This is a genomic window from Microbacterium sp. AR7-10 (assembly GCF_001878835.1).
GTDB classification, from domain to species: Bacteria; Actinomycetota; Actinomycetes; order Actinomycetales; family Microbacteriaceae; genus Microbacterium; species Microbacterium commune.
On the sequence record NZ_MJIR01000063.1, the window covers coordinates 44,528 to 52,240 of the forward strand.

Annotated in this window: 2 protein-coding genes and 2 rRNA genes; 3 read left to right on the forward strand and 1 reads right to left on the reverse strand. The window is 60.0% G+C overall.

Annotated elements, in window-relative coordinates:
• Nucleotides 1-843 carry a DUF4184 family protein gene (locus BFN01_RS09005; protein WP_071643639.1) on the forward strand — a complete coding sequence of 281 codons (843 nt, stop codon included), beginning with the start codon at nucleotides 1-3 and terminating at the stop codon, nucleotides 841-843.
• Here the strand turns inward: BFN01_RS09005 and BFN01_RS09010 are convergent.
• Entirely contained in the window at nucleotides 752-1,918 is a 1,167-nt protein-coding gene (locus BFN01_RS09010; protein WP_256221096.1) for a CoA transferase, read from the reverse strand. The genes BFN01_RS09005 and BFN01_RS09010 overlap by 92 nt on opposite strands.
• A 711-nt stretch (nucleotides 1,919-2,629) precedes the next feature.
• Here BFN01_RS09010 and BFN01_RS09015 point away from each other — a divergent pair.
• Both BFN01_RS09015 and BFN01_RS09020 read left to right on the forward strand, forming a co-directional pair.
• Nucleotides 2,630-4,154, forward strand: a 16S ribosomal RNA gene (locus tag BFN01_RS09015).
• 363 nt (nucleotides 4,155-4,517) lie between these two features.
• Nucleotides 4,518-7,623: ribosomal RNA gene (locus tag BFN01_RS09020) — 23S ribosomal RNA — on the forward strand.
• The 16S and 23S rRNA genes sit together here, the layout of an rRNA operon.
• Nucleotides 7,624-7,713: the final 90 nt, after the last annotated feature.

Genomic DNA, 7,713 nt, shown 5'->3' on the forward strand with positions numbered 1-7,713 from the left:
ATGCCGTTCACGCCCAGTCACGCCGTCGTGGCGCTGCCGCTGCTGCGCACACGGCTGGTGCCGGCCGCCCTCGCGATCGGGGCGATGACACCTGACCTGCCGCTGTTCACGCGCGGCCTTGGCCCGGGGTACCTGTTCACGCACTCGGCGGCGAACGTCGTGTACACGGCGCTCATCGCGCTCGCGCTGCTGCTGATCTGGCGGGTGGTGCTGCGGCCGGGGCTCGTCGCCCTCGCGCCGGCCGCCCTCGCGCGACGCCTGCCGGCGGACTGGGCGCTCTCCGGCGCAGCGACAGCGCGGGATGCCCTCCGCGGGCGCGGGGGACGAAGCGGGCCGTGGCTGCTCGCGGTGTCACTCGTGCTCGGAGTGCTCTCGCACATCGGCTGGGACCTGTTCACCCACGACGGGCGCTGGGGTGTCGAGGTACTCCCCGCGCTGCAGCAGATGTGGGGACCGCTGCCGGGATACAAGTGGCTGCAGCACGGCTCGAGCGTCATCGGGCTGCTGGTGATCGCCGGGTTCGCGTTGCGGTGGCTGCGGCACCGCCCGGCGCGACCGCTGACGCACCGCACCCCCGGCTGGCTGAGATGGCTGTGGATGCTGGCGCTGCCCGCCCTGCTGGGCGTCGCGTGGGTGCTCGGGTCGGCGGCATCCGGACCCGACGTCACGATGCAGCAGCTGGCCTACCGCACCCTGCCTGCAGCATCCGGCCTGTGGGGAGCGCTGACACTCGGGCTGTGCGCCCTGATCGTCACCATTCGGCGGGGTCCCCGCCCCACGGACGAGGTGGCGCGAACCACTCCGGCGACCCTGGCCAGCGCACCGCAGGAGCGACGGTGGTGACGACGCGGCCTGCCACATCGAACTCCTGAGTGAGCACCGCGCGGGGCGCCGGTACCACCGGATGCTCGCCGCGCGGCATCCCGAGCAGCTCCGCCGCCACTCTCCGCAGAGAGGTGCGCACGTACCAGCCGCCGCCGCTGCGTGCGCGCCCATGCAGGGCATCGACGATCGCGGCGGCGAGCAGATAGCCGGCGGAATGGTCCAGCACCTGCGCGGGCAGGGCGCCGGGTGCGGATCCGTCGGCCGATTCGAGCCACGAGATGCCGGATTCGGCCTGCACCAGGCTGTCGAAGCCGCGCGGTGAGTCCGCTCCCGGCCACGCGCTCAGCTGGGCGATGACGAGGTGCGGATGCCGTTCGGCGAGCAGCTCGGGTGACAGCCCGAGCCGCCGCATAGCCGTCGGCCGGTAGCCGAGCACGACCACGTCGGCCTCGGCGAGCAGCCGGTGGAGGCGGGATGCCTCCAGCGCCACGTCGAGCAGCGCGGAGCGCTTGCCGTGTCCGGTGTCGAAGTGCTGCCACTCGGGTTCGGGGAGGTGCGGCGGATCGAGACGCAGCACGTCCGCTCCCGCGAAGGCGAGCATGCGGGTGGCCACGGGACCGGCGATCACGCGGGTGAGGTCGAGCACGCGCACGCCCGCCAGTGGAGCGGTCGTCGAGTCCGACGGCAGTGGACGCACGGGGGAGTCCGCCAGCCGACGCGTCTGCACGAGCGGATGCTCTCGAAGCATCGCGTCACGCTGCGGATCCTCGCGGTGCACGACCACGCACAGTCCGCCCGCCCCGGTGATGTCTTCGCGGGCCTCGCCGGCCGACATGGCCGCCAGCCTGGTGGAGACGTCGCCGGACGAGGCGTCCAGCGGCAGCCCGAGGCCTGCGCGGAGCGCGGATGCGTGATGCGGATAGTTGCCGTGGGTGCGAACCCAGCCATCGCCCGTGCGCCAGAACCGCGACAGAGACGACCAGACGTCGGGCGCCTCGCCGTCGACGAGCAGGTGCCGGTCGCTGCGATAGGCGCCCGCGATCCGGTCGGGGTCGGGCGGCGCGATGTCATCGGGGGAGAGCGCCGCGCCCACGGCGCAGACGCTCCGCTACGCGAGCTCGCCCGCCGCCAGGCGGGAGGACAACGGCACGGGATGCCGGGGTGCCATGTGCTGCATAGGCCGACACTACGCCCGGAGAGCCGCACGAACACGGGCGATCCGGTGGCCGGTTCTCGGTGCGACACGCCCGGGGGTGGGTGGTGATTTGCCGGTTGAGTGGGATCGGCGTAAATTATTACTTGTTCGCCCCAAGCGGTTGAGCGGAAGGCCTGAAGGGCCTGGCTCCCCTCCAAGTAGCGAACCACCCACCTTCACTCCGGTCCATTTGCTGGTTCGGAGGGGCTGTTAGGCCCGGGGAGTGTGGTTCCCGGTTCGGGTGTTGTCGATTTGACATGCTCGTCGGATGGGATAGGCTGGAGCGGCTGCCTCGTGAGGGGCGGTGGATGTCTTCACCTTGATCGTTACGGCGTGTCGGATTTGACGGCCTGGTCGGGGAGATATACGATTGTGAAGTTGCCCTGCGCTTCTTGCCCTGATGGGGTGGGTGTGCGGGTGCGTCCGATCCTTGAGAACTCAACAGCGTGCACTTGTCAAATGCCAAATTATCCTCGTCCAACCCTTGTGGGGGTTGGTTGAGAATTCCTTTGGATCAATTTATATGAATGTCAGCAATGATGTTCGTCTCTTTTGGTCAGTTTCAAACTCGCTGCGTGACCGTTTTCCCGGTTGTGTATGCATTTCTTTTTTACGGAGAGTTTGATCCTGGCTCAGGATGAACGCTGGCGGCGTGCTTAACACATGCAAGTCGAACGATGAAGCCCAGCTTGCTGGGTGGATTAGTGGCGAACGGGTGAGTAACACGTGAGCAACCTGCCCCTGACTCTGGGATAAGCGCTGGAAACGGCGTCTAATACTGGATATGTCCCGTCACCGCATGGTGTGCGGGTGGAAAGATTTTTCGGTTGGGGATGGGCTCGCGGCCTATCAGCTTGTTGGTGAGGTAATGGCTCACCAAGGCGTCGACGGGTAGCCGGCCTGAGAGGGTGACCGGCCACACTGGGACTGAGACACGGCCCAGACTCCTACGGGAGGCAGCAGTGGGGAATATTGCACAATGGGCGGAAGCCTGATGCAGCAACGCCGCGTGAGGGATGACGGCCTTCGGGTTGTAAACCTCTTTTAGCAGGGAAGAAGCGAAAGTGACGGTACCTGCAGAAAAAGCACCGGCTAACTACGTGCCAGCAGCCGCGGTAATACGTAGGGTGCAAGCGTTATCCGGAATTATTGGGCGTAAAGAGCTCGTAGGCGGTCTGTCGCGTCTGCTGTGAAATTCCGAGGCTCAACCTCGGGCTTGCAGTGGGTACGGGCAGACTAGAGTGCGGTAGGGGAGATTGGAATTCCTGGTGTAGCGGTGGAATGCGCAGATATCAGGAGGAACACCGATGGCGAAGGCAGATCTCTGGGCCGTAACTGACGCTGAGGAGCGAAAGGGTGGGGAGCAAACAGGCTTAGATACCCTGGTAGTCCACCCCGTAAACGTTGGGAACTAGTTGTGGGGTCCTTTCCACGGATTCCGTGACGCAGCTAACGCATTAAGTTCCCCGCCTGGGGAGTACGGCCGCAAGGCTAAAACTCAAAGGAATTGACGGGGACCCGCACAAGCGGCGGAGCATGCGGATTAATTCGATGCAACGCGAAGAACCTTACCAAGGCTTGACATACACGAGAACGGGCCAGAAATGGTCAACTCTTTGGACACTCGTGAACAGGTGGTGCATGGTTGTCGTCAGCTCGTGTCGTGAGATGTTGGGTTAAGTCCCGCAACGAGCGCAACCCTCGTTCTATGTTGCCAGCACGTAATGGTGGGAACTCATGGGATACTGCCGGGGTCAACTCGGAGGAAGGTGGGGATGACGTCAAATCATCATGCCCCTTATGTCTTGGGCTTCACGCATGCTACAATGGCCGGTACAATGGGCTGCGATACCGTAAGGTGGAGCGAATCCCAAAAAGCCGGTCCCAGTTCGGATTGAGGTCTGCAACTCGACCTCATGAAGTCGGAGTCGCTAGTAATCGCAGATCAGCAACGCTGCGGTGAATACGTTCCCGGGTCTTGTACACACCGCCCGTCAAGTCATGAAAGTCGGTAACACCTGAAGCCGGTGGCCTAACCCCTTGTGGGAGGGAGCTGTCGAAGGTGGGATCGGTAATTAGGACTAAGTCGTAACAAGGTAGCCGTACCGGAAGGTGCGGCTGGATCACCTCCTTTCTAAGGAGCACTGCAGGACTTCGGTTCTGACAGAGCCGGATTCACGCCGAATGTGTGTGACCGGAGCTCATGGGTGGAACATTTGACATGGCATTCGATCTGAGGATTTGAGTTAGTACGCAGCTTGCTGTGGGAACGCTTGGTCTGAGGGTGGGGTGCCTGCACGCTGTTGGGTCCTGAGGGACCGGGCCGGCCTCTTCTTTCGGGGAGTGGGTCGTTCTGTTTCCTTGTGGCCCTTACTTCTGTTGCCGTATGGCAGTGGGGGTGGGGGACCGCCCGTACTTTGAGAACTACACAGTGGACGCGAGCATCTTAAAGAAAACCGAACCGGATCTTTTCCTGGATCTGGTTCATCTCATGTGATTTCAAGTCTTTAAGAGCAAACGGTGGATGCCTTGGCATCTGGAGCCGAAGAAGGACGTAGCAATCTGCGATAAGCCTCGGGGAACTGATAAGCGAGTTTTGATCCGAGGGTGTCCGAATGGGGAAACCCCGCCAGGCGTTTGTGCGACCTGGTGACTCCCGCCTGAATATATAGGGCGGGTAGAGGGAACGTGGGGAAGTGAAACATCTCAGTACCCACAGGAAGAGAAAACAACAGTGATTCCGTGAGTAGTGGCGAGCGAAAGCGGATGAGGCTAAACCGGGTGTGTGTTATAGCCGGCAGGCGTTGCATGCCCGGGGTTGCGGGACTTTTCGTATCATTCTGCCGAGTGGTGAACGTGATGTGACGATATAGACGAACCGTCTTGAAAGGCGGGCCATAGTGGGTGCCAGCCCCGTAGTCGAAATGTTGTGTGCAGCGTGAAGAGTATCCCAAGTAGCACGGGGCCCGAGAAATCCCGTGTGAATCTGTCAGGACCACCTGATAAGCCTAAATACTCCCAGATGACCGATAGCGGACAAGTACCGTGAGGGAAAGGTGAAAAGTACCCCGGGAGGGGAGTGAAATAGTACCTGAAACCGTTTGCTTACAAACCGTTGGAGCCTCCTTAGTAGGGGTGACAGCGTGCCTTTTGAAGAATGAGCCTGCGAGTTAGTGATATGTGGCGAGGTTAACCCGTGTGGGGTAGCCGTAGCGAAAGCGAGTCTGAATAGGGCGTTTTTAGTCGCATGTTCTAGACCCGAAGCGAAGTGATCTATCCATGGCCAGGTTGAAGCACGTGTAAGAGCGTGTGGAGGACCGAACCCACTTAGGTTGAAAACTGAGGGGATGAGCTGTGGATAGGGGTGAAAGGCCAATCAAACTTCGTGATAGCTGGTTCTCTCCGAAATGCATTTAGGTGCAGCGTTGCGTGTTTCTTGCCGGAGGTAGAGCTACTGGATGGCCGATGGGCCTCACCAGGTTACTGACGTCAGCCAAACTCCGAATGCCGGTAAGTGAGAGCGCAGCAGTGAGACTGTGGGGGATAAGCTTCATAGTCGAGAGGGAAACAACCCAGACCACCATCTAAGGTCCCAAAGCGCGTGCTAAGTGGAAAAGGATGTGGAGTTGCTTAGACAACCAGGAGGTTGGCTTAGAAGCAGCCACCCTTGAAAGAGTGCGTAATAGCTCACTGGTCAAGTGATTCCGCGCCGACAATGTAACGGGGCTCAAGCACGCCACCGAAGTTGTGGCATTAACATTTTTGGTAGGCCTTCGTGGTCCAGCCGTGTTGATGGGTAGGAGAGCGTCGTGTGGCGAGTGAAGCGGCGGTGTGAACCAGCCGTGGACGCCACACGAGTGAGAATGCAGGCATGAGTAGCGAAAGACGTGTGAGAAACACGTCCTCCGGAAGACCAAGGGTTCCAGGGTCAAGCTAATCTTCCCTGGGTAAGTCGGGACCTAAGGCGAGGCCGACAGGCGTAGTCGATGGACAACGGGTTGATATTCCCGTACCGGCGAAGAACCGCCCCAGTCAATCCAGTAATGCTAAGTGTCCAAAGCCATCCATCGGACCCTTCGGGGTTCACCGGGTGGTGGAGCACACGACCCTATGCTGGTGCGGCTAGCGTATTAACAGGTGTGACGCAGGAAGGTAGCCCAGCCAGGCGATGGTTGTCCTGGTGCAAGTGCGTAGGCCGAGTCATAGGCAAATCCGTGACTCATACAGGCTGAGACACGATGCGAATGAAAAGTGGGTGATCCTATGCTGCCAAGAAAAGCATCGACGCGAGGTTCAAGCCGCCCGTACCCCAAACCGACTCAGGTGGTCAGGTAGAGAATACCAAGGAGATCGAGAGAATCGTGGTTAAGGAACTCGGCAAAATGCCCCCGTAACTTCGGGAGAAGGGGGGCCACCCGCTTATACGGATTTACTCCGAAAAGGGTGTGGTGGCCGCAGAGACTAGTGGGTAGCGACTGTTTACTAAAAACACAGGTCCGTGCGAAGACGCAAGTCGATGTATACGGACTGACGCCTGCCCGGTGCTGGAAGGTTAAGAGGACCGGTTAGCCGCAAGGCGAAGCTGAGAATTTAAGCCCCAGTAAACGGCGGTGGTAACTATAACCATCCTAAGGTAGCGAAATTCCTTGTCGGGTAAGTTCCGACCTGCACGAATGGCGTAACGACTTCCCAACTGTCTCAACCGCGAACTCGGCGAAATTGCATTACGAGTAAAGATGCTCGTTACGCGCAGCAGGACGGAAAGACCCCGTGACCTTTACTACAGCTTGGTATTGGTGTTCGGTGTGGCTTGTGTAGGATAGGTGGGAGACTGTGAAACCGTGACGCCAGTTACGGTGGAGTCATTGTTGAAATACCACTCTGGTCATATTGGATATCTAACTTCGAACCGTGATCCGGTTCAGGGACAGTGCCTGGTGGGTAGTTTAACTGGGGCGGTTGCCTCCCAAAAAGTAACGGAGGCGCCCAAAGGTTCCCTCAACCTGGTTGGCAATCAGGTGGCGAGTGTAAGTGCACAAGGGAGCTTGACTGTGAGACTGACAGGTCGAGCAGGGACGAAAGTCGGGACTAGTGATCCGGCAGTGGCTTGTGGAAGCGCTGTCGCTCAACGGATAAAAGGTACCTCGGGGATAACAGGCTGATCTTGCCCAAGAGTCCATATCGACGGCATGGTTTGGCACCTCGATGTCGGCTCGTCGCATCCTGGGGCTGGAGTAGGTCCCAAGGGTTGGGCTGTTCGCCCATTAAAGCGGTACGCGAGCTGGGTTTAGAACGTCGTGAGACAGTTCGGTCCCTATCCGCTGCGCGCGTAGGAAGTTTGAGAGGATCTGACCCTAGTACGAGAGGACCGGGTTGGACGAACCTCTGGTGTGCCAGTTGTTCCGCCAGGAGCACCGCTGGTTAGCTACGTTCGGGATGGATAACCGCTGAAAGCATCTAAGCGGGAAGCCGGCCTCAAGATGAGACTTCCATACCCTTCGGGGTGAGAGGCTCCCAGCCAGACGACTGGGTTGATAGGCCAGATGTGGAAGCGTGGCAACACGTGCAGCTGACTGGTACTAATAAGCCGATGACTTGATAACACTCCTTCTTGCGGAGCTTGCGTCCACTTTGTGGTTCTCGACGTACGGTCGGAACCAAACAACACACTCCACGCGAGTGATGTTGCCGAT